Source organism: Pseudoalteromonas sp. AWH4_217 (assembly GCF_056161105.1).
Genome location: NZ_JBSWYM010000002.1, coordinates 92,921 through 115,613 on the forward strand (window position 1 = coordinate 92,921; position 22,693 = coordinate 115,613).

Consider the following 22,693-nt stretch of genomic DNA (forward strand, 5'->3'; position numbering starts at 1 on the left):
ATGAAACTACAGTTAAACAAAAAATCGATAAAGCAGCTTGGCAAACCGGCGCGTACGCTTGCGGGCGGCGAAACACCTCAGATTGCGGGTGGTGCATATCGTACCGCATGGTCCACCTGTAACACGGCAATCGACCAGTGCGATACTTTCCATTTCAGAAGTTGCCTTTGCTAAAGGCTGATTGGATAAATTATCGGTGGCTCAACTCTGAGCCACTTTCAGATACATCACCCGGCGTTTATAGTTCAAAAGGTGCGACGCCAACCGCGTCCATTTGATATCCAGTTTGTGCCAGGTCACCTTTCCAGGTTGCAACTTTCATAGTGCCAGTCACGGTAATGGCATCATACAGGCTGTTGATGGGCACGCCGTTCTTGATTTTAACATGGACAATCTGATTGGGTGGCGGCGGCGGTACGTGGATACAAGCACCAAAGTAGGGCACCAGCAGGAATTCGGTGATCACTTCACTGTCGCCTTCCAGCGGTACCACAAACCCGGGTAAGCTCACTTGTTTGCCATCCAGGCTTTTGACCACGGGCGCATCCAGATCTGGCTGTACCCAGTTTTGCTGATCGCCATCGTGGCTCGCTGCAGCATCCTGATTGCTTATCTGCACATGGCCCTGAGGGATCAGATCTTCCCAGAAAATTTCTTTCGGGGGTCCAGCCTGAACTTGTACTGAAATTAGCAATAGCGCAGTGCATAGCCAGAAAAAAGTGCGTATTGGTGTCATTCAAAACCTCTTATAGCTTAATGCTCATGCCATCGCTGAGCGAATAGAAATAGGCCCGGGTTGCAGGCAATATGCCCATCAAAGTGCCGGCCGCCATGATAACGCCGATCAACATCAGTTCATAGTGACTGAGCAGTGAAATACTCAGGCTGATCCCAAACTGACTTTGCAGTGTGCCCTGAGCCAGGGCGATCAGCGCGTAAAACAGGGCAATGCCCAGTGCGCAACCGGCGGCTGTGATCAAGATGGCCTCGCTGCTCATGAGTGTAAAAATATGCCGGGGTCTGGCGCCCACAGAGCGCAAAATGGCCAGCTCACGGCGACGCTGGTTGAGGGTTGCCAGTAACGTAGTGAGCATCCCCAGCAGGCTGATAAGTACCACTACGCCTGAGAACAGCAACAGGATCTTCTCTACCAGGCCTAACATACGCCACAGCTCACGTAGTGTGACACCGGGCATGATGGCTAGCAGTGGCTCCGCTTTGTAATTATTGATGTTTCGACGGATCTGCAAGGTATAGAGCGGTGAATCCAGCCCCATCAGAAATGCAGTGATCTGTTTTGGCTCGCCGATCAGGTCGCCATGCAAATGTGCGGGTGCTGGTACGGCGACCGCGACGGTGTCGGGCTTGTCATGAGCGTGGTCATGACTGTCATTGTGCCCATGTTCATCTGCATGGTTGTGATCATGCTCGTCAGCATCACTATGAGTATGTGCAGGCGGTTGCTTTGGTTTACCTATCATGCGGGGCGTTGATTTAGGCTGGCTATGCATGGCCTCGATGGCTGCCAGTGGCACGTGTACGGTTTTGTCAACGGGTGTACCGGTAGGCGCCAGGATCCCGACTATGGTCATCGGATTATCGTCGTGATGGTGGAAACTGGTATTGCCCATGCCGTGTGAGATCACAATTTGCTGGCCAAGCCGATAATGCATTTTGCTGGCAACCTCGCTCCCCAGTACCACTTCCTGCGCATTAACAAACGCGCGGCCGGCGGCGAAGGCCAGGTTTTGCTTTTTACCATAACGAAAGTGTGTAAAGTACGCACTGTCGGTGCCCAGCACAGCATGGCCTTTGTGGCTGTCACCCAAGCTCATAGGTATGGTCCAGCGCACGCCACGCTGAGCGCGGATATCCTGATAGCTCTCCCAGCTGACACTATTGTTAGCGTGGCCGATACGAAATACACTGGAAAGCAGGAGCTGAATATCACCGCTGCGTGCGCCGACGATCAGATCGGTACCCGACACGGTATTGCTGAAACTGCTTTTGGCTTCCTGACGCACCCGTTCAATGGAAAGCAGCAGCATCACACTGATGGCAATGGTAAACAGGGTCAGCAGTACACTGGCCTTGCGATTGAGCATACTTTTGGTTGCTAACGTGACTAATCTCATTGATTCACCTCGTTTATTTCAACAAGGCTCAATTGTTTATCAAATAAAGGCGCTAGACTATTGTCGTGGCTGACAAATAGGATAGTGGCACCATACTGGCTGGCTTGTTGGAACAGCAGCTCAATAAAGGTATTGCGATTGTCGGCATCCAGTGCCGAGGTGGGTTCATCTGCGATGATCAGCTCCGGCTGACCGATAAACGCCCGGGCAGCTGCGACCCGCTGTTGCTGGCCTATACTCAGCTGTGACACTGAACGTGACATAATCTGTGGGCTCAGACCGAGCGCTTGTAGCAGCTGTTGGGCCTGCCGTGTCAGTGTGTTACCTGAAGCATTGACTCGCTGAGTGCGGAGTTTAGAAAAATTGCACCCCAGCATCACATTCTCAATTGGGCTGAGATAGGGCAACAAATTGAAATTCTGGAATATGGTGCCGATGTGATCGGCTCTGAATTTGTCTCTGGCGGCATCGCTGAGGTTTGCCAGGTCAGTATCCAGTAATTGAATATGTCCAGACTCGGGTTTGTTTATACCGCTGAGCAGCCCCAGTAAAGTGGATTTTCCGCTGCCACTAGGGCCATGTAAAAACACCCGCTCACCAGCGGCGACTTCAAGTTTAGGTATATGAAGCGTGGCATCGGCTGCTCCGGGCCAGCGAAAAATCAGGTCGTTAATTTCTAACATAGTCTCACATCAATGGCGGATCACGCCCGCATCATAAAATACTTGTGCCCGAAGCTAAACCTGCCTGCGGCATATCGCCGATCAGTGCGGTAAAGCAATTGTGATTTAGCGGCTGCTCGACTATCATACACCGCTCTAACCCCCTCTGTATTTTGCGTCCTTTAGCAAGACGCAGCCGTTCTCTATGGAGATACAATGAGTAGCTACAAAGTTCTAGACGTCAATGACGATCTACCCATTCGCACCAAAGGTGCTGTGCACAGTGGTAAAGTACGTTCAGTTTATTGGTTAACCGACCAGGACAGCGCCCGTTTAATCGAAGAAAAAGGCTATGATGTTCCCACCGGAACTGAGCTGGCGATCATGGTGATCTCGGATCGCATCTCCGCATTTGATTGCATCTGGCAGGGCGAAAACGGCCTCAATGGTGTGCCGGGTAAAGGTATCGCACTAAACAGTGTGGCCGCCCATTGGTTCAAATTGTTTGATGAAGCCGGACTGGCCGGCAATCACATCGTGGATATTCCACACCCTTACGTGTGGATCGTGCGTAAAGCCAGCACAGTGCGCGTCGAAGCCATTGCCCGTCAGTATATCACTGGCAGCATGTGGCGCGATTACAGCAAAGGTGTACGCGAGTTCTGTGGCATCGCTCTGCCAGAAGGCCTTACGGCCCATCAAAAGCTGGATGAGGTATTGATCACCCCGTCAACCAAAGGGATCATTCGCGGTTTAGCAGATGTACCGGAAGTGGACGACGTGAACATCACCCGTCGCAATATCACAGATAATCTGGATGCGTTCAACTTTAAGTCTGAAGACGATGTCGCACTCTATGAAAAGCTGCTGAGCGAAGGCTTTGCGCTCATCTCTAAAGAGTTGGCTCAGCTGGACCAGATTTTTGTTGATACCAAATTTGAATTTGGTTACGTGGAAGACAAAGATGGCACCGAGCGCCTGATCTACATTGACGAAGTAGGGACACCGGATTCATCGCGGATCTGGGATGGCCCGGCCTACCGCGACGGTAACATTGTCGAGAACTCAAAAGAGGGCTTCCGCCAGCTGCTGATCAACAATGTGCCTGACAGCGATGTTCTGCTGAACAAAGACCGCATGGATGAGCGTGAGCAGCTGGCTGCCAGTTACAAACTGCCAGAGCAGGTAATGATGTCTGTATCTGATACCTATGTCGGCATTGCCAGCAAAATCGTTGGTCGGCAGTTAAGCATTCCTCAAAGCCCGCGTGACGAAGTGATTGCGGTGTTAGATAAAGAGTATGGTCTGATCGACGCCTGAGTCATCTGATACGACTCTTCTGAAAAAGCGGCTCGGTGCCGCTTTTTCATTTTGACGCACCAAGCACTCTCAAGCTTGAGCTAAAAACATACCCTTGGCGCCGATTTTCCTTCGTGTTTACGTATTATCTGAATGTGAATTCGTGTTAGTCCTTGCTTTTCTTTTCAGCGTCACTTTTACTTAAGAGTATGCAAGTGGCTCAGGCAAATATCCATGAACGTCAGCGGGCATAACCCGGTAAGGATCGCACAAGGGCGTCTGAACGTGATCAGACGAACCGTGGGGAGCGTATGGGCTGCATTCAGCATGACCCTGATTGGTTACTGTACGGTGGTTTTTATGACCGGCGTTGTCTATGGAGCTGAGAGTGGTCCCGGTAACGGTTACACCCTTCAAATACGCGACCAGCATGGTGCTCCATTGCCCGATGTAGTAGTCGAGGTTATTGCCCCTCTGCGTGCAGGCGCTGTGCAGCAGATAGCGATAATGGATCAAATTGATAAACAGTTTCAGCCTCGGCTGCTTACCATTATGCAGGGCCAGGCGGTCAGCTTTCCAAACAGCGATGATATTCGCCATCATGTTTATTCCTTCTCTGATACTAAACGATTTGAACTTAAATTGTATGCCGGCACCCCCATTCAACCGATACGATTTGAACAATCTGGTGTCGTTGTTTTAGGATGTAATATTCATGATTCAATGGTCGGCTATATCTATGTTTCTAAATCAAAAGATGTGCTTACAACAAATCAGCAGGGGACTGTGCAAATACCAGCATACGCCCAGCAAGTAGCCATCTGGCACGCACTGCAAACACAGGATATCGACACTCGCAGGGTAGTGGCGGTGACAGAATTACAACAATCCGGGTCTGTTATTGTAGAGATACAGGCACCGGCACCCAGAAACACATTCTCTGAGATGTTTAAGGAGCATCATGGGCACTAGTTTTAAAAATCGCATTATCGCGCTGTGCGTCGGGTTAGTGCTGTTAACAGCCATAGCCAGTTTGGCCAGCTTTTGGTGGTCCACCAGCCAGTTTAATGAACGCAAAGTGCAGCAGGATATTCAGGTAGCACAAAATGTCTATCAGCAGTATCTGAGTGCAAAAGAGCGCTTACTGGTCACAGCTGCGACTGTGCTGACACAGGATTTTGGCTTTAAACAGGCCGTTGCAACCCGGGATGCACCCACCATAGAAAGCGTGTTGTTTAATCACAGTCAGCGAATTGATGCTGACTTGATGCTATTGCTGGATGTCAGAGGGCAGCTGATTTCCGCTAATCAGGCAGAAATTGAATTGGCTGAAGACTTGCGCCCGCTGCTCAGAGAGCTGTTGAATCACACTGAACAGTCGGCCTTTGTTAGCCTCGACAAACAGTTGTATCAAGCCATTATTCTTCCGGTTAAGGCGCCCAGGACCATTGCCTTCGCCATCGTTGGTTTTGCGGTAGATACAGAGGTCGCAAGACAGCTGCGTGAACTGACTGGCATGGAGATGAGTTTTATCGGCCACGGTGAGCAGATCAAGGCCAGCTCTTTGAGTTTACCGGAGTCACAGGATCTGTTTGCGTATTTACACGAGCAAAAAATTACCCGGTGGTTGAGTGAGTTTCCGATTTATATCAATGCCGAAGTGGCCTTGCCTGCGCTCAGCTCTTCGCCGGTGAGCCTGGTATTGAGTGCTGATATGACCAAAGACTATCAGGAGTTTGATCAGCTGGTGCTGACTATCATCTTGTCGTCGTGTGTGACTATGCTGTTTGGCTTTGTGGCCAGTGGCTTTTTGGCCCGCAATCTGGCAACTCCCTTGCAGCAGTTAACTGTGATGGCGCGCCGCTTTGCCCTGGGAGATTATGAAGCGACTGTACACGAGTCTCGGCCTACCAAAGAGATTTGCCAGCTGGTGGATGCCTTTCATGAAATGGGTGATGATATTCAGGCGCGGGAAAAGCAAATTCGCTATCAGGCCAGTCATGACGGTTTGACGCGTTTTTATAACCGGGCAGCGGCTATGGAGAAACTCACTCGGTTGTTGCAAGATGGTCGTGTTTATTATCTGCTGGTTGTGGACATTAAAGGCCTCAGGCACATTAACGATAAACTGGGACCGCGTGTGGGGGACAGTTGTATTCAGGCCGTTGCACAGCGCATTGAGCAGATAGGTGCCAGTTTTGAAGGGCTCAATGCCCGTCTGGGAGGCGATGAGTTTTTAACTGTGCTGGCAGCCAAAGAAGACAGCTCCATGGAGGGCTGTGTTGCGGGGTTTTTAAGTGCGCTTAACCAGCCATATCAGGTACAAAAACTGGAGATCAACCTGCGATTTAGCGTGGGCGTCGTGCATTACCCCGAGCAGGCAGACGATCCGGAAGATCTCGTGCGACGGGCACTGATTGCAGCCGATAATGCCGCACAACAGGGCAATAACTCGGTTTATTTCTATCAGACAGGTGAAGACGAAGCGTATCTTGAACGCTTGCTGATCATTGATGAACTAAAAGCCGCATTGCAAAGTGACGATGGCCAGCTGTTTATGACCTATCAGCCTAAACTGAATATGCATAGTCAGCAGGTGGATAAGGTTGAATCACTGATCCGCTGGCAGCGGCGTAACGGAGAATGGGTATCGCCCGAATTCTTTATTGATCTGGCAGAGCAGTCAGGCCTGATTGTTGAGCTGACTCAGTGGGTGCTCAAAACAGTGGTGGCACAGGTGGCCAACTGGGTCGAGCAGGGGATCACTATGAAGGCGGCAATCAATGTGTCGGCCCAGGACATTGCCGATCCCGACTTTGTGCCACACCTGGAAGCCATGTTAGACCGCTATCAAATATCTCCATCGCTGATCACCATAGAGCTGACCGAGCGGGACATGATAGAAAATGAAGAAAAAGGCATAGCTGCGCTTAAAGTTCTTAAAGAAATCGGTGTACATATATCTCTAGACGATTACGGGGTAGGGCAAACCTCACTGGGCCGCTTAAAAATGCTGCCCATTGATGAACTTAAGCTGGATAAAGTGTTTATTCTAAAACTGGCTGAAACCCATCAGGATCAATGTATTGTGCGCTCCACCATCAGTCTGGGTCATCAGCTGGGTTTCTCTGTGGTGGCCGAAGGCGTAGAAGACAAAGCCTCTTTGGAGCTGCTTAAAGAAATGGGGTGTGATTACGCGCAGGGTTACTATCTGAGTAAGCCATTAAAAGCGGATCTACTGACTCAATGGCTTGGCCAATATCATGAAGCAGGCTGAGTCGTGGCTGCTTTTGCTGACCAGTTGTGTGCTGTGTGTGAGTACACACAGTATCGCAGGATCCGGTAAGTTACTGGCCACACCGGGCGTTTCTCAGGTAGAAGGAAGCGCTGGGGGTGGGATCGTGCCCTGGGCACAACTTGCAGGTTATGCCAGTGAAGAGCAGTGGAGTCTCGGGGGATTTTGCAGCCGCGCCAGCGTCGACGATTATCGCCTCGATGTGTGTGGCATTCAGGCTAACCTGTTTGATCGAGTCGAGCTGAGTTATGCTGAGCAAACCTTTGCGGTGCCAGCACTCAATACCGATATTGAACAGTCTATAAGTGGTGTTAAAGTGCGCCTGTATGGGGATATCGTTTACAGTACCTGGCCACAATTGAGCCTGGGCCTGCAACACAAGTCGTTAAAAGACGATGCGGTTGCCGCTTTACTGGACGCGGAAGATGACAGCGGCACCGATATTTATTTAGCTGCCAGTAAGCTGCATCTGGGCATGCTTGGCGGCTATAACGCATTTTGGAATATCACGGCGCGTCATACGAAGGCCAATCAGTTGGGTCTGCTGGGTTTCGGTGGTCAGCACGGCAGTGAACGCATTTACCTTGAAGCCAGTACGGCCATTTTTCTTAGCCAGCACCTGGCTTTGGGCTACGAATATCGTGAAAAGCCTGACAACCTCGGATTGGGCGAGCAACAGTGGCAGGATGTGTTTGTTGCCTGGTTTATCAATAAGCAGGTCAATATCACCGCAGCCTGGTTGGATTTGGGCAGTATCGCAGGTCAGCCGGGTCAAACCGGTTGGTATGTGTCTGTTACCGGATACTTTTAAGGGATTAGGGTGAATAATAAAGCACATCACATGACCCGTAACCTTGTAGCCAGTCTGATAGTCTTGTTAGCCTGCGTCTGGCTGGGTGGCTGCCAGTCCGCTGCCCGGCCGACTCTGTATCAAAAAATTGGCGGTGAGGCCGGTCTGGAGCGACTGGTTGATCTATTTATTCAGGAAATAGGACGGGATAAAGCCATTCTGCCTTACTTTGCTAAGGCCAATGTAAGCCGCTTTCGTCAGGGGTTTATTACTCACCTGTGTGATACCCTCGACGGCCCCTGTTATTATCAGGGGGATTCTATGATACAGATCCACACCGGCATGCAGATCACCGAAGCCGACTTTAACCGGGTCGTTGAGCTATTGATTAACGCTATGACCGAAGCGGGCATTGACCACACCACGCAAAACCAGATCCTCGCCAGACTGGCACCGTTGCGCGGTGTGGTGATAAAGATTTGAGGTTTATCAAGTGCGATTTTTGACCTGCATGGAGAGGTCAGATAACTCTTACTAACTACTCAAGCTCAATATGAACGTTTTTTAGGACTCCAGATTTGGTCATCTTTAAACTCTCTGGACCAGATCACGACATTACTGCCATGGCTTCCTGTTGTACCTTCAACATCAAGAACGTGCCCTTGTGCAACGTTAATAATGTAACCCCCCTTCACCAACCATAGTTGGTCTGCTGAATATGGGCTATCACAACTCCAAACACCGACACTTTCCCCTTTATTTCCACTCAGTTTCCTTACGTCTAAGCAGTGGCCCGAAGCTGCATTTCTTATTTGGAAGTAGGAACTGTTAAAGTCCATGGGTTGTATATACCATAGTTGGTCATTTTGACCATCGCAGCTCCAAAGTAAAACATTACTCCCTTTGTGACCATAATCACCTTCAGGATCTAGGCATAGGTTTTGTGCTTTATTTCGAATCTCTACGCGTTCACCAGGAGTGAAAGAGCCATATTTATAATTTAATGCTTCTACATTTGGTATTGTAAGAATAGATAAAGCACCGACGGATAAAATAAGCGTTTTTAATTTCATGTAATTTCCTTTTTTAATGAATTTTAATGTTATTATATAGTATTGTTTTTTTCAACTTGTAATTTAAAGTAGGCTGTATGTTGTTTGTCCCTGCGTTAATTTTTTAAAAATAAAAGGACGCTGTATGAGCTTTGATGATATAGGTTTACATTGACTGACGTAGCACAGCAAGTTGCAATTTAAAGTACTATTTCCGGTGTTGGATGAAAATGTACTTCTAATAGTGGGGGTAGGCAACCATTTATATGGTTTTTTTGAATTTAAGTGAGCTTAAAAGTGCATTATAACTAGGTTTCTTAAAACGCTATAATTAAAAAGCTCAACAATGGCGATCTTATTGTTGAGCTTTTTTAATTAATGCTAATTTTTTAGGGTTAAAATTCGATTTTATAATCCGGTTTTTTCGGGTTGTTTGGAAAGTCTAGTCCTTCAACCGGGTAAGAGAGTTGGGAAACCGTCGCATCAGGCATCAAAGCTTTATTGATAAATGTAATTTCAACAGTTTCAGGGAAATCAATCGAGTCTGCGTATTTACCATAGTTGTTACCATGAATATGAACAACATGAAAATGCGCTTTTATCGATTCAATAAAGTGGTTAAAGTCAGCGGTCTGCGTGTCCAGGTGATGAAACTCTGCGGCAACAACATTGATCCTGTCGGCATGTTTACACAGGTCATCGATAACCTGGTATTCAGCCCCTTCGATATCCATTTTAAGAAAAATGGTGTCATCTTTCGCCCCACAATGCTGGTTGATTAATTCATCCAGGCTGATATCCAATTGATCTGAAGTCTTACTGACACGGCGTTGTAAATGGCAGTTTTTGCCACGGAAAAAGCTGTAAAAAAACACACAGTTTAATAAACGCGTCCAGTACTTCTGACGTTTGTCATGGCGGAACAACAATGTATTGATCAGAGACTTGAGGCTATTTTGCAGGGTTTTTCGAACGATAAAGCCAAGCCCGACGGTATAGTCTACTCCCACAACCCGGCAATCTGGATTGAGCGCCTGAAATTCTTTGTCAAACCGCCAGTCATCATTGATACCCAGCGAGAGCAAAACATCAGTTTCTTTTATATGGTTTTTGGGCACGATGTATCCACCATCAAAGTGGTTACCCATACGGATTAAGTCTGGGCAGTGATTTGGGCGCAGGGCGTGTTTGTTTATTGACATGTATATATTCCAGTCATTTCCTTGTAAGTTGCCTGATAGTAACGTTGCAATTTGTTGATTACAAGCGGGAGTTTGAACTTAGGGAGTGTTTCATGCACACCTGAGTTTTTGAGGAAATTTATCGCACAGATTATGGGTGGTCCGGACAGCAAAGCTATATAGTATCCAGATGATATGCTGGAGTTTTATCTTACTGTGCATCTTAATGGCGTATGCAATTATATATCTAACAACGTATGGGGGTTTTATCAGGTTGTCACAATGTTTGAGGTGGCTGTTGTTAATTAGCTGGGACAGTTGCCAATTACCACCTCACAGCGGTTTGAGCGCTTTAGACTTTGAATATTATTCATCCAAAATTATTTTCTTTAAGTCAGCTGAGCGTGATTGGCGCTGTATATACATTCGTACTCGATGCTTGAAATTGCGAAAAAATGTACTTCTGTTGGAATGCCTCCCTTGATTAATATTTTCAATTTCACTACCAAAGCTTACGTCTTCGGAAATTGGGTAAGGTTTTATACCAACAATGCGCAAACCTAATTCCCCATGGAATTGGAAGTCTACATCTACGGGTCTGAAAAATGGTTTACGTTGAAGCAGTTTTTTAGCACCTTGTAAGCTTATTAGGTAACCCAGTGCACTGTTTGGGACTTTTTTATAATTGCCTACGGTGAATTTCTCATCAAGCTTCACTGACTCAACAAACGGGTAATCTCGGGCATCCGCTAGTTTTATCATATCCCAATTTTCTAGGCGACACACGTGGTCCAATATTTGGGTTAAGTTTGCATCAATATTAAGATCATCTTCCAGAATTAGTGCGAATTCTAGGTTTTCTTTTACCACTTTTTCAAAAACCTGATAGTGGCTGACGTAGCATCCAATTTCACCGGGCGTCAAATGTCTATGGTAGCGTTGTATATTTTCAGCTTGATCATACCACATCGCTAACTCTTCTTCTGATAGTCGCTTACCATTGGTGGCAGGAAAACGGCTGGCATCGAGCCCAATCTTCTTTAATCGAGCATAAGTTTGGTGCCATCTGGTTTCACAGCCATCCATGTTAATTATGAATATTGGTGGGTGAGTCATTCTATTAATTTACAAGGTTTGTATTGTTGTATTTATTTGAACAGATTTAAGTAGCGTTCGGCAAGAATTTCCGGTTTTATTGCGCAAATAATCTCAGCTTCATCAAGACTCGTTGATTGACTGGTGATAGCTTGGCAGTTGCCAGTTAAAGGCGCGACCAGTGAAAAGGGGGAAGTCCCCAGACCAACTAATGCCAGCGTTGGTACATTACATGCGGCTGCAATATGCATAGGGCCTGAGTCTATTGTAATCATCGTATCCATGGCTGCGATGATATCTACCAATGCGCCTAGTGATGTGGTACCGGCGAGGTTGGTCGCTGTAATATTTTGCTTGGCAAGTAGTTGTTGCAATTCCTCAGCGTCACCACATTCACTACTGTCGCCCAGTAAATACAAATGAGTTGGTGTCTGAGCTACAATTTTTGCCAATGCGCTTGCTGCCAGATGTACCGGATAATGGCGTGTGGTTTTGTTTTTGCCACCAATGTACACAGCGGTTGCTTGAGGTTCAGTGTGCGTCAGCTCAAGTTTGTTTGCTCGGAGCTTTGGTAAGGAGAAGCTACCCAAGGGTTTTCCATGCACGTCGTTCACCAGGCGACAATAGCGGAAGATATAATGATGGCAATCATTCAGTTTAAGAGCATGAGAAAGCAATGGAGTTCGGCCATTCTGGGCATATCCAACGACATAGTGGATCCTGGCCAGTTTAGCGAGCAGCGCGTCGGTTAATGAGCCGCGAAACAACACCGCCGTTGAAAATTGGAATGTTCTGAGTGTTTTGGCAAAGCTGAGCAGGCCAGCGCGTTTACCAGCCTGATAACGGGCGTCTTCAAGTAGCTCAAAGTCATATCCATGTGCCCTTTCCAATACTTCGCGCATATAGGGACGAATCAGCAAATAGATTTTTTTACCCGGATACAAGTCGTTGAGCAGCCCTATCGCGGGTAGCGAATTGATGGCGTCTCCAATAAAGCGGGGAAGTACCACTAAGATGGGACCATTGATATTACTGGGCTCGATGACTGTTTTAGGCATGGATTTCCTTGTTATAGGCACTGATCCAACCTAGTATAACCAAAGCTAATGAACAAAATCACCCTAGTCCTAAAATTTTAAACAAAAGTTAAAAAATGAAAAACATCAAAAGCTGTCACTGGTTACTAAAGAACCTCGACCGAGTTGTGGTACTCGATTGCGGCATGCTCAAACCCGGGGCAACAGGAAAGTATCAGCCTGCGGGAATCATCGCGGGTGCAAAACGATTTAATATCAGCCAGACGTTTAGTGATCCCGATGGCAGGTTTCCCAGCACTATGTGCAGTGCTGAGCAATTTCAGCATGAGGCTAGGTTGTTGGGGATCAACCAGCGGGATACCGTGATTGTTTATGATAACTTTGGCTTGTTTAGCGCGGCCCGTGCCTGGTGGATGTTTAAGGCCATGGGGTTTGAGCAGGTTTATGTGCTGGATGGGGGCCTGGTCAAATGGCTGGAACTGGGTTTGCCCGTGGCACCAGACTATGCACAGAGCCCACAGTCTGGAGAATTTGTAGCTCAGCCTCAGGCAGGCTATTTTATAGATAAACAGGCGGTACTGGCAGCAATAGACGACCCCAGCGTTTTATTGCTGGATGCCCGCAGCCCGGCAAGATTCAGTGGTCAGGAAAGTGAACCCAGAGAGGGGATGCGTAGCGGACATATTCCAGGCAGTGCCAATGTCCATTATGCCAGCGTACTTGATGACAGCGGCTTGTTAAAGTCCAGGACGCAGTTAAGAGCGTTACTGAGCGACGCGGGTGTCACTCATCAGGCCTTGCAGTTTAGCTGTGGATCCGGGATCACTGCCTGTATTCTGGCCATGATTGCTGATGAATGCGGGTTCTATCCTTTGTCTGTATATGACGCGTCCTGGAGCGAATGGGGGCAAGACTCGGAGGTACCGGTTGCGACACTTGCCCCTGAGAGTTAGTAAACCAGTTCCTGAAGCTCACTGGGCGGGCACAGGGCTGGAAAATACAAGGTTTGCATATTTTTGGCGCTGAGTGCGCTGTGTAGTGGCAGGGTCGCTACCCCTTTAAGCGCAATATTTGCCACATCTGGGGTTTTGACCAGGCGTACTACCTGCCGCTCACCAAACTGCGCAATGGATGGGATAAACGGGCGCAGTTCTGATGTCAGTTTATCCAGCAGCCAGTCATTAATGTCTCCCCCTAAAATAATAGTCTGAGTATTCAATAACGACTCTATGCTGTGAATGGCGATCCGCATCGGCTCTGCGGCTTGCTCAAGCCAGCGGTCGATCACAGGGTGTTCCTGTAGCTGGTGGTGCAGCTCTTCTGTGGAACAACCCGGTCGTCCCAGGTGTTGTTTCAATGCATTGAGTGAGGCAAAGTCATTCAGTCTGCCTAATTCTGCGGTATCATCATCGGTTTCGGGTGTCACAAACAAGTCACCTAAGGCGCCTGTAAGGCCATTTTGTCCGAGCAGTATCCGACGGTCGTACACCACCGCAGATTCAACCTGATTACCCAAATGTACGTATACAAAGCTATCGAGCAGCCGGGCTTCGCCAAACAGCATCTGAAAGCTGGCACAGGCGGATGCGGTGGTTTCGAGCGCAACCGGAACCGCCAGTGTATCGGCAAGCTGTTGCTGCAATTGTCGATTGTGAGCAAAGATCTCGACACCTTTAAGATGACTCAGTTGTACCGACAATCCGCAGCCAAGCACCTGAGACACGGTCAGGTTGGCCACTGTCAGCAGGGTATCAATCAGATATTTGACTTTCTCGAGTGGTGTATCATTTGTGTCTAGTCGGGTATGCAGCCGGTTTAGCAGTTCACCGTTGAGGTAAAACAAGCCAACTTCCAGCTCACTATCGACAATCCGTACGGCCAGGGTATACGCAGCCTTCTTATTCAGAACCAGCATTTTTGAGGGTTTACCTGCCCCTTCAGATTTCTTTATGCCGGTTTCTTCGACAAGCTGAACGCTCAGTAATTCCTCGACCATATTGGTAATGGTTTGTTTGGTCAATTGTGTATTGCGGGCAATCTCTACACGGGAGATCGGCCCCTGCGTGACAATCTGAGCGAGTACAAGACGCAAATTTATCGATTTATTCTGTTTTGCGTTGGAGCCTTTCAATGTGTTCGCCTTACTATTTGAATCTGATTACGGGGTTCTAAACATCATATAACCCCTGTTAATGTGTCATATGTACCTGCTTATACAACACATTCTCCTTGAACTAAGCCGATCATCTTACTCGATCATGATGCTAAACCGAATAAAAAATAATTAGTCAAACTATTTGACATAAGCGGTTTGTTGGCTGAATATGACTATAAATACAACAAAACAGATCCTAAATGCCAGTATTAAAAAGGCAGTTAGGATATTCGCGAGTGCGAATTTTAATAATCAACAGCAGGATCTACCTATGTCTACAGGAACTCAGATAAAGGGCCATCGTAGCCGGGCGTGGTTGAGCGGGATGTTTGCCGCTGCTGCACTGTGCGCAACGTCGATGAGCTGGGCAACGCAAAGTATCGACTGGAGCAAAGCGGCAAAATCCAGTGATATTCACCTGAGCGCACAGCAGAGCCAGGCAATTAAATCAAAAGATTTGACTGCTGCACTGGTATGGCATGGCGCCAGCCCCTGGGTGGCTGCGGTATCACGTGGTGCGCGTGCTGAATTTGAAAAGTTAGGCATTAAAGTGGTGGCAGCAACCGACGCCCAGTTTGATCCTGCCAAGCAAGTGGCTGATCTCGAAAATATTGCGGCATTAAACCCCGACATCATTTTGTCACTGAGTGTAGATGGCGTAAGTACGAAACAAAGCTATGCGAAAGCCATTGAGCGGGGCGCCAAACTGGTGCTGCTCAGCAACCCCATCCCCGGATTTGAGCAGGGCAAAGATTTTGTCGGCATTGTAACCGATGACATGTTTGGTATGGGTAAGGCGGCAGCTGATCTGACGGCCAGTGCGCTGGATAACAAAGGTAAAATTGGCATGATCTACCATGATGCCAGCTATTTTATCACCAACAACCGCGATAATGCCTACCGCACCGGGCTCAAAGCCTACCCTGAACTCGACGTGATCATCGAGAAGGGGTTTATCAAAGAGCATGAGACAAGCAATGTGGCTGCTGCCATGGTGTTACAGCATCCTGAGCTGGAGGCGATTTATGTTTCCTGGGATGCTGCCGCTGAAGGCGTTGTCGAGGCACTGCGCTCTTTGGGCCGGCGCGATATAAAAGTGATCACCCATGACTTAGGGGTCAATAATCTGCTGGATATGGCTATGAATGGCAACGTGCACGGCACCATTTCGGATCGCCCATTTGATATCGGCCAGACCATGGCCAGACTGGGTGCGGCTGCAACGCTGGGTTTACCGGCACCGCACTTTACTCTGGTGCCGTTTGATACGGTGAAGCGAGACAATATTGCTGAGATCTGGCAGCGCGCGTTCCAGTCGCCTCTGCCCAGACTCCTGAATTTAGCGTTAAAACAATAAGGAATACCATGAGCGTTAATCAACTACCTTTGCAGCAGCTGAAGTTGCTGGCAGTAAAACGAGAGTTCTTTATCTACTATATATTCCTTGCAGTGATGCTGATTTTTGCAGTTGCGCTGCATGATACGGGCTTTTTTAGCCTGACCAATTTTATGAACATTGTGCGCCAGACTGCGCCCATTACTGTGATGGCAGTGGGCTTGACCTTTGCACTGGCAGTGGGCCATATCGATCTGTCCATAGGCTCGGTTGTCGCTTTATCAGCCCTGGTTGGCGCTCTGTTATTACAACATGTGGGTATTCCGCTTGCGGTCCTGGGGGCGCTCAGCGTGGGTCTGATCGTGGGCCTGATCAACGGGTTGCTGATTGAGCGGTTACAGGTATCTTCTTTGTTGATTACTCTGGGCACTATGGGTGTGATCACGGGCCTGTCGCGTCAACTGACCAATCTTGAATCCGTACCTATCATAGATCAGACGTTCACTGCGTTTTTTGGTGCTGGTGAGCTGTTTGGTATTCCATCGCTATTTATCTGGACACTGGTGATCGCGGCTCTGGGTTATGTGGTGCTCACTAAATTAGCTTTTGGTAAGCACTTACTTGCGGTAGGTGGTAGTCCTAAAGCAGCACTGGCGATGGGGATTAAGGTGACTCAGGTGCGTATTTACGCTCTGGTTATCTCATCTATGGCTGCTGCGCTGGCGGGGCTCTTGTATGCCGGCCGCCTGCATGGTGCCCGTTACACTTTGGGTGAGGCGGATCTGTTGACCGTTATCGCTGCGGTGGCGATTGGCGGGACCAGCCTGTTTGGTGGCCGGGCCTGTATTATCGGTGCCATTCTGGGCTCCTGGTTGATGGGCATGATCAACAACGGTCTGATCTTGTCCGGGTTTTCTACAAATGAACAAATGATAGCCCGCGGCGCTATCCTGATTGTGGCAGTGGCAATTGGTGTCAAGGAGTTGAAAAATGGTTAGAAGTGCATTAGATCAAATCGCCCTCGAAGTCAGGGATGTACATAAGCGCTTTGGCGGCGTTCACGCCCTTAAAGGGGTCAGCTTTACCATTAATAAAGGCGAAGTAGTTGGCTTACTGGGTGACAATGGTGCCGGTAAATCGACTCTGGTGCGTTGTATCTCCGGGATCCACCCGCCGGATGAAGGCGCGATTTTGGTCAACGGCCAGCCGGTACATATCGACTCGCCGCTGGCTGCGCGTGAGACAGGGATAGAAACGGTATTTCAGGATCTGGCCATGGTGCCCGAGTTCGATATCACAGAGAACCTTTTTCTTAATCGCGAGATCCTGCACAAAAATCCGATCCTGCGCCGACTGGGCTGGCTGGACAAAAAAGCCATGGAGAAACGGGCGAAAAAAGCTCTGAACCGACTGAACAGCCGCATTCCAAGTTATCAGGAGCAGATCCACCGCTTGTCTGGTGGTCAGCGTCAGGCTGTGGCCATTGCCCGTGCCGTGAACTGGGGCGCTGACATCGTGATTATGGATGAGCCAACCGCCGCACTGGGTGTTGAGCAAAGTGCCCAGGTCAATGAGCTGATCAATGTGATCAGTTCGCAGGGCGTAGCGGTGCTGCTGATCAGCCACAACATGCAACATGTTGTAGAAACCTGCGACCGTGCAGTAGTGCTTTATCAGGGTCAATCGGTGGCAGATGTGTCTGTCAGTGATGTGACCAAAGAAGATCTGGTCGGGTTGATCACCGGTGCCAAATCTGCGGCTTAACTTTTATCGGTCCTGAACAAGTTTTATCAATTAAATGGCAGTGACAGACGCTTTGTGCGCACTGAAAAATTGATGAATATATAACACGGATTGATATCAACCTCGGGGTGCAACTGCGCACTCCTTTAATCTGAACATTGTTTAAATCGGCGCTGTGGCGCTGAGGGCTTTGCTTTGCCGAAAATCAGAGGGCAGTATGGATATTGAAAAGAAAGTTGCGCAACTTATAGACACGCTTTGCATCGAAGAAAAAGTCGGACAGTTGTTTGTACTGGCATTTGCCGGAGAGGACCGGGACTACGCAAAGGCGCTGGTCAAGGAGCGTCATATCGGCGGGTTTTATATTACCGACGACAATGCAGCCAACCCCACAAGTGCAGCGCAGTTAGCGCATGACTTACAACACGAGGCATCACTGAGAGCCTGCGATGCACCTTTGTTGCTAGCTGTCGATCAAGAGGGCTCCTGGGGGATCCTCACTCAGTACACCGATCTGGGACCCGGTAATCTGGGTCTGGGTAAGGCCGACAACACGGCACTCACCGCAGATATGTATCAGGTCTTTGCGGAGCAAATGCGGGAAGTGGGATACAACACGCTGCTTTCACCTTGTGCGGATGTGAATGCGGATCCCGATAATCCTATCATCGGGCTGCGCGCCTTTGGTGAGCAAAGCCATCATGTTGCCCGTCATGTTGCAGCCGCCGTACGCGGTGTAGGGCGCAGCGGTAGTCTGAGTTGTGCTAAGCATTTTCCGGGGCACGGAGATACCCACAGCGATTCACATCAGACACTCCCTGTAGTGGATAAATCATTGCAGCAGCTGATGCGTGAAGATCTCTTACCTTTTAAGGCTGCCATTGAATCGGGTGTGCCGCTGATTATGACCAGTCATATCAGCTATCCGCAAATTGATGCCGACCATCCTGCAACCTTATCATCGACGATTTTGCAGGGGGTGTTACGTCAGCAATTAGGCTTTGAAGGCCTGATCATTACCGATAGCATGAACATGTGGTCGATGCGCAAAAACTATGCCCCGGAAGAAGCAGCAATTTTGGCCTTGCTGGCTGGTGCCAATCTGGTGATGCTCAGTGAAGAGCACTACGAGAACAGCACCACACCGTATAAAGCCATTCAGGCGCAAACCATTGATGGCGTCATTGCAGCGGTGAAGCAAGGTCGCTTGCCAGAATCTGTCGTCGATGCACGTTTGCAGCAGGTACTGGCATTTAAGTATCAACATTTTGCGGCTGCACCTAACCCGACCGCCAGTGTTCTGGAAGGGGCCAATCAACTTGCACGCGAAGCGGCTGAGGCCGCCATTCGGGTCGTTCGTAATCGTCATCAGCAGTGGCCGCTGGCTGGCCGTCCGTTTACCCTGGCATTTGCCGCAGATCCCAAAGGCTATGACAGCATAGTGAATAGCCGGGGAATAGGTCCGAACGACCCTAATTCAGCACGAGATGTGATCCTCGAAACATTAGCTGAACGGGGGCGTGAGTACCGACTCTGGCAGCACGATCAGCTGCTGGCTGCACTTCAGGCACCGACTGAGCCAATGGCTGAGCCTTTGGTGCTCATCACAGAAGACTACCCGCTGCCCGGAGAGAGTTTTGACGTAGCTGCGCAACAACAGCGTGTAAAACAGGCGCTGCAAAAATGGTCTGATAACGTCATTGTGATTGCCATGCGCTCTGACTATGAGGTGGCGCAATATACTGATTTATCGACTTATGTTTGTGCATACTCGAGCCGAGCCGTCAGCGCCCGGGCAATGGCTGAGCTGCTGTAAAAAGAGCAGCAAAACGAAATAATAAGTGCTTGACAATTAGTCAAAATGATTTAATAAATACTTAGTATATCAATTTTACTAATAAAAGATGACAGTTTGATAATAATACAAGCCCGTCGACTCACTGGGAATGAACGGCTTGGGAAAAAGGCAAAGGGGAGAAGAGCATGAAAAATCAGGGCTCAAAGGTAAATACCAGTTATCTGAAATCTAGTTATCTGGCGGTATGTGTAGCAACGGCGTTATCTGGTATGTCGTTTGGTGCAATGGCTGAACAACAGGAAGGTGCGAATAAGGAAATTGAAACAATTGAAGTCAGAGGGATCCGACGCAGTCTGACCGAGGCGCTGAATACTAAGCGTTTTGCTAATTCTGTCGTTGACTCGATTTCCGCTGAAGACATAGGTAAGTTTCCGGATAAGAACATCGGTGATGCGATGCAGCGGATCCCGGGTGTGACTGTGGTCAGAACCTTTGGTGAAGTGAGCGGTGTAACGGTTCGTGGTACTGCGCCGGAGCACAGTATGGTGTTGCTTAATGGTCAGAACGTAGCCAGTGTTGGCTGGTTTGACTTAGGCGGAATGAACCGTAGCTTTAACTTTGAGATGCTCGCATCGGAGCAGATCTCGGGTATGGATGTCTACAAATCCGTTGAGTCTGATATCAACGAAGGAGCGATGGGGGGAACAGTCAACCTGAAGACCCGTAAGCCGCTCGATATGGACTCAGGCACTGTTTTTGCGTCGGTAGAAAATGCCTATCATAGCAATGCAGAAGACTGGTCTCCTGCCTACTCCGGTCTGGCGAGCTGGAAAAATGAGCAAGAAAACTTCGGTATTCTGGTAGCTTACTCAAATGAAGAGTCGAAAGTATACCGTGAAACCCTGTCGACGTTCGGGCCTCCTGGTGCATCTGAGTTGGAAGACAGCGCTGGTATCTTAAGAAAAACCTCATGCTGTGCTTCGTCGATTATCTTTGACGAAGACAGGGAGCGTAGCAGCAGCCAGATCAGTGTTCAGTACGCGCCCAGCGAGAACCTGACATTAGGCCTGGATTACAATTTATTTGAGCTGGAAAACGATCACATAAACTCGGCCATGTTTGCCATCATGAGTTCGGGAACGTTGCAAAGTGACACCGTCAGCGTCAATGAACAGGGCATAGTGACCGGCGCGACTGTGACGGCCTCGGGCCCGGGTGGTGCGCCATTGTTTAATAACAGCGTATTGCGTACACCCAAGATGCAATCGGATGTGCTCAACTTTACTGCCAATTATCAGTCCGACACCTGGTCGGCAGACTTTGTGCTGGGTAAGTCAACTGCCGAAGGTCGTATCGGCCAGACAAGTACCTGGTGGGGTGACATTACCGAGCGTGCTAACTCAGGCTTTTCTTACAATGTGGATGGGCCGCTGGAATTACAACCTGTCAACTCAGACTACCTGAGCAGCCACGATAACTTGGAGCTGTTCCATGAATACACTTACATCAACTATGAACGCGATAATGAAATAGATTATATTCAGGCCGACTTCACTTTTGAGTTGGACTCGCCAGTGATCACCTCTATTCAGACAGGGATTAAGTTTCAGGAGCAGGTTTTCTCTTATCAGGAAAACAACCAGGACCTGAGTGTTGATGCTATTCGTGCGGGTGGCGAGCGATTGACGCTGGGCGACTTTAACGGCGGATTTGTCTCTGGCCTGCACAGTGCGCAAGGACGTGCTGGCAGTTTGTCGTTGTTCCCGATTGCGACACGTGCCCTTTGGGATTACGCGCGTAGCAATGCGCCTGGTACTGTCACGGTCAAAGATGCTTTTTCCATTGAAGAAGACATTGCCGCAGCTTATGTGAAGGCCAATTTCTCAGGCGAAGGTTTCCGCGGTAACTTGGGCCTGCGAGTAGTGGAAACCGACATTCTCTCTAAAGGCGAAATCAATGGCGTAAAAGGTGAAGTGGATAAAACCTACACCAACTATCTGCCAAGCCTTAACTTAGCCATCGACCTGAGTGAAGATATGATCTTCCGTTTTGCTGCCGGTTCAACGGTATCGCGCCCTGATTATGATGACATGAAAGTGGCAGATATCATCTCCGAAAGCTTTAAAACGGCGAATGTCGGTAGCCCAGATCTGGACCCGTATAAGTCAGATCAATACGACATGGGCGTTGAATGGTACTTTAATCCGTCATCCGTCCTTGGGGCGACCTTATTTGTGAAGAACATCAGTGACTATATTGAGCAAACGACTGCTGCTGAGTTTTATCCGGGATGTGGCGAAGGCTGTCTGGTAACGCGTTCACGTAACGTTGGCACGGCCGATGTACGCGGTATTGAGTTGCAATATCAGCATGCATTTGAAAATGGTTTTGGGGTGCAGGCAAACTACACCTATACCGACAGCAGCCGCACCGACTCGACGGGCAAGGAAATGCCGATTGAGGAAGTATCGCAAAACTCGTACAACCTGTCGGGTTACTACGAAAACGACCTGTTCAGCGTGCGCCTGGCGTATAACTATCGTGATAACTGGGTCAGGCAACTTAACGGCAGTGGCCTGGACAGCCTGAACGATGCTTATGATCAGCTTGATGCCTCTATTGTCTGGCATGTGACAGACAACATCGATGTGTCGCTGGAAGCGGTTAACTTGCTCAATGAAGCTCTGGTACTCAGACAGCCAACTGCGGGTAATATTGTTCATGCTGTAGATGAATTTGGTACCCGTTACTTTGTGGGGGCAAGCGTGCGCTTCTAACTCCCAGTTTTCCGGGCAGTAACCTAAGCTGTCTGGTGTTTGAATAAGGGAGGTGCCCGCTTCCCTTAGGCCAGTTCGGTTTTAACTGGTCAATCCGCGCGTAACCTGGCAAGGAAGACTTTACAGGTGCGCGGATAGGGGTGCAAACCTGATATTTCCGGCATCTTTGCCGGACAGGTTCTGTGTACCCACACTTCTACTCGGTTAAGGCAGGTTTGCCCGGCTTGCCTTATTTCTCGCCTTTTTATAATTGATTTTATACGTGAAACTTTATTGCAATAAATTTTGTAAAAACAATTGACTTATTATTTTGTGAGCGCTAGCTTGTATATTAGTTG

Annotated in this window: 20 protein-coding genes; 12 read left to right on the top strand and 8 right to left on the bottom strand. The window is 48.7% G+C overall.

The window, feature by feature from the left end; translation table 11 throughout:
• Window positions 1–174, top strand: coding sequence for a hypothetical protein (locus ACXAH1_RS02180; protein ID WP_171039557.1), 174 nt, complete (start codon window positions 1–3; stop codon window positions 172–174).
• Window positions 175–238: 64 nt separating this feature from the next.
• Here the strand turns inward: ACXAH1_RS02180 and ACXAH1_RS02185 are convergent, their stop codons facing one another.
• Genes ACXAH1_RS02185 through ACXAH1_RS02195 form a run of 3 tightly spaced genes read right to left on the bottom strand, consistent with a single transcriptional unit; the run spans window position 239 to window position 2,818 of the window.
• Window positions 239–736, bottom strand: a complete 498-nt coding sequence (locus ACXAH1_RS02185) for a DUF3299 domain-containing protein (RefSeq protein ID WP_475193398.1) — start codon at window positions 734–736, stop codon at window positions 239–241.
• Between the two features lie 10 nt (window positions 737–746).
• A complete protein-coding gene (locus ACXAH1_RS02190) occupies window positions 747–2,135 on the bottom strand; it encodes an ABC transporter permease (protein ID WP_475193400.1) in 1,389 nt (462 codons plus the stop codon).
• Window positions 2,132–2,818: an ABC transporter ATP-binding protein gene (locus tag ACXAH1_RS02195; protein ID WP_475193401.1), complete on the bottom strand. Its 687-nt coding sequence runs from the start codon at window positions 2,816–2,818 to the stop codon at window positions 2,132–2,134. The genes ACXAH1_RS02190 and ACXAH1_RS02195 overlap by 4 nt, the downstream gene beginning before the upstream one ends.
• Before the next feature lie 195 nt (window positions 2,819–3,013).
• On the opposite strand from ACXAH1_RS02195, the gene ACXAH1_RS02200 reads away from it, so the two are divergent.
• The 5 genes from ACXAH1_RS02200 to ACXAH1_RS02220 all read left to right on the top strand — a co-directional run bounded on the left by ACXAH1_RS02200 (window position 3,014) and on the right by ACXAH1_RS02220 (window position 8,664).
• Window positions 3,014–4,117 (top strand): phosphoribosylaminoimidazolesuccinocarboxamide synthase, encoded by a 1,104-nt coding sequence (locus ACXAH1_RS02200; RefSeq protein WP_475193404.1) that lies wholly within the window; start codon window positions 3,014–3,016, stop codon window positions 4,115–4,117.
• Between the two features lie 213 nt (window positions 4,118–4,330).
• Complete coding sequence (locus tag ACXAH1_RS02205; protein ID WP_475193405.1) at window positions 4,331–5,068, top strand: methylamine utilization protein; 738 nt, start codon at window positions 4,331–4,333, stop codon at window positions 5,066–5,068.
• Window positions 5,058–7,373 carry a putative bifunctional diguanylate cyclase/phosphodiesterase gene (locus ACXAH1_RS02210; RefSeq protein ID WP_475193407.1) on the top strand — a complete coding sequence of 772 codons (2,316 nt, stop codon included), beginning with the start codon at window positions 5,058–5,060 and terminating at the stop codon, window positions 7,371–7,373. The genes ACXAH1_RS02205 and ACXAH1_RS02210 overlap by 11 nt, the downstream gene beginning before the upstream one ends.
• A complete protein-coding gene (locus ACXAH1_RS02215) occupies window positions 7,360–8,202 on the top strand; it encodes a DUF3034 family protein (protein ID WP_475193410.1) in 843 nt (280 codons plus the stop codon). Before ACXAH1_RS02210 ends, ACXAH1_RS02215 begins: the two co-directional genes overlap by 14 nt.
• Window positions 8,203–8,232: 30 nt before the next feature.
• Window positions 8,233–8,664 (top strand): group I truncated hemoglobin, encoded by a 432-nt coding sequence (locus ACXAH1_RS02220; RefSeq protein ID WP_475193411.1) that lies wholly within the window; start codon window positions 8,233–8,235, stop codon window positions 8,662–8,664.
• 65 nt (window positions 8,665–8,729) lie between these two features.
• On the opposite strand, the gene ACXAH1_RS02225 is transcribed toward ACXAH1_RS02220, so the two are convergent.
• From ACXAH1_RS02225 to ACXAH1_RS02240, 4 genes are all read right to left on the bottom strand, one after another.
• The gene (locus ACXAH1_RS02225; RefSeq protein WP_475193412.1) at window positions 8,730–9,254 is read right to left on the bottom strand and encodes an RICIN domain-containing protein; all 525 of its coding nucleotides are present in this window, start codon (window positions 9,252–9,254) and stop codon (window positions 8,730–8,732) included.
• Window positions 9,255–9,628: 374 nt separating this feature from the next.
• Complete coding sequence (locus ACXAH1_RS02230; protein WP_475193415.1) at window positions 9,629–10,435, bottom strand: FkbM family methyltransferase; 807 nt, start codon at window positions 10,433–10,435, stop codon at window positions 9,629–9,631.
• A 345-nt stretch (window positions 10,436–10,780) separates the two neighbouring features.
• Window positions 10,781–11,530, bottom strand: coding sequence for a glycosyltransferase family 25 protein (locus ACXAH1_RS02235; RefSeq protein ID WP_475193416.1), 750 nt, complete (start codon window positions 11,528–11,530; stop codon window positions 10,781–10,783).
• A gap of 32 nt (window positions 11,531–11,562) precedes the next feature.
• Complete coding sequence (locus ACXAH1_RS02240; protein WP_475193419.1) at window positions 11,563–12,567, bottom strand: glycosyltransferase family 9 protein; 1,005 nt, start codon at window positions 12,565–12,567, stop codon at window positions 11,563–11,565.
• Between the two features lie 95 nt (window positions 12,568–12,662).
• Between ACXAH1_RS02240 and ACXAH1_RS02245 the strand changes: the two genes are divergently transcribed.
• Window positions 12,663–13,499: a sulfurtransferase gene (locus ACXAH1_RS02245; RefSeq protein ID WP_475193420.1), complete on the top strand. Its 837-nt coding sequence runs from the start codon at window positions 12,663–12,665 to the stop codon at window positions 13,497–13,499.
• Here ACXAH1_RS02245 and ACXAH1_RS02250 read toward each other — a convergent pair.
• Window positions 13,496–14,677, bottom strand: a complete 1,182-nt coding sequence (locus ACXAH1_RS02250; RefSeq protein ID WP_475193421.1) for an ROK family transcriptional regulator — start codon at window positions 14,675–14,677, stop codon at window positions 13,496–13,498. The two genes, ACXAH1_RS02245 and ACXAH1_RS02250, sit on opposite strands and share 4 nt — an antisense overlap.
• A 295-nt stretch (window positions 14,678–14,972) precedes the next feature.
• Between ACXAH1_RS02250 and ACXAH1_RS02255 the strand changes: the two genes are divergently transcribed.
• From ACXAH1_RS02255 to ACXAH1_RS02275, 5 genes are all read left to right on the top strand, one after another.
• Window positions 14,973–16,058 carry a substrate-binding domain-containing protein gene (locus ACXAH1_RS02255; RefSeq protein WP_475193424.1) on the top strand — a complete coding sequence of 362 codons (1,086 nt, stop codon included), beginning with the start codon at window positions 14,973–14,975 and terminating at the stop codon, window positions 16,056–16,058.
• An 8-nt stretch (window positions 16,059–16,066) separates the two neighbouring features.
• Window positions 16,067–17,035, top strand: a complete 969-nt coding sequence (locus tag ACXAH1_RS02260) for an ABC transporter permease (RefSeq protein WP_046005381.1) — start codon at window positions 16,067–16,069, stop codon at window positions 17,033–17,035.
• The gene (locus tag ACXAH1_RS02265) at window positions 17,028–17,801 is read left to right on the top strand and encodes an ATP-binding cassette domain-containing protein (protein ID WP_138544617.1); all 774 of its coding nucleotides are present in this window, start codon (window positions 17,028–17,030) and stop codon (window positions 17,799–17,801) included. The genes ACXAH1_RS02260 and ACXAH1_RS02265 overlap by 8 nt, the downstream gene beginning before the upstream one ends.
• A 196-nt stretch (window positions 17,802–17,997) precedes the next feature.
• The gene (locus tag ACXAH1_RS02270; RefSeq protein WP_475193427.1) at window positions 17,998–19,596 is read left to right on the top strand and encodes a glycoside hydrolase family 3 protein; all 1,599 of its coding nucleotides are present in this window, start codon (window positions 17,998–18,000) and stop codon (window positions 19,594–19,596) included.
• A 167-nt stretch (window positions 19,597–19,763) separates the two neighbouring features.
• Complete coding sequence (locus ACXAH1_RS02275) at window positions 19,764–22,355, top strand: TonB-dependent receptor (RefSeq protein ID WP_475193428.1); 2,592 nt, start codon at window positions 19,764–19,766, stop codon at window positions 22,353–22,355.
• Window positions 22,356–22,693 lie beyond the last annotated feature (338 nt).